This window comes from Pseudomonas sp. FIP_A4 (assembly GCF_036701605.1).
In the GTDB taxonomy this organism is placed as follows: Bacteria; Pseudomonadota; Gammaproteobacteria; order Pseudomonadales; family Pseudomonadaceae; genus Stutzerimonas; species Stutzerimonas phenolilytica.
Genome location: NZ_JAYDXP010000058.1, coordinates 1 through 325, shown reverse-complemented (window position 1 = coordinate 325; position 325 = coordinate 1). Strand labels below are relative to the sequence as shown.

2 pseudogenes are annotated in these 325 nt (G+C 70.2%); one reads left to right on the top strand and one right to left on the bottom strand.

The features are described from left to right. Positions 1-70: 70 nt before the first annotated feature. Positions 71-142 (bottom strand): annotated as a pseudogene (locus U8L64_RS00460) (crotonase/enoyl-CoA hydratase family protein); the annotation flags it as partial. Between the two features lie 29 nt (positions 143-171). Between U8L64_RS00460 and U8L64_RS00455 the strand changes: the two are divergent. Then, a pseudogene (locus U8L64_RS00455) lies at positions 172-325 on the top strand (hypothetical protein); the annotation flags it as partial.

The window sequence follows — 325 nt, the reverse complement described above, 5'->3', positions numbered from 1 at the left end:
GCGGTGTTGCCCGCGACCAGCGGCTGACCGTTGACCAGCGACACGCTGAGGCTGCCGTCGGCGGCTTCCAGGTGAAGCGCGATCCGGTCGCGACCAGGGCCATCGCGTTCTGCGGCCCGGAAGTCATCACCTTGAGGTCGTAGCGCCGTCGCAGGTAGCGGCAATCCGCAGCGTTTCTGCTCCACGCTCGAGGCGGCGCGCCTACATGGTAGGCCCGAGGAGTTGCGCTCCGCACGGTTGGCCTCGGTGGCTCACGACCTGCGTGCGCCACTGACCGCGATGCGAGGCGCAGTCGACCGTCGGTTGCTGCGCGGCGCCGCGATCC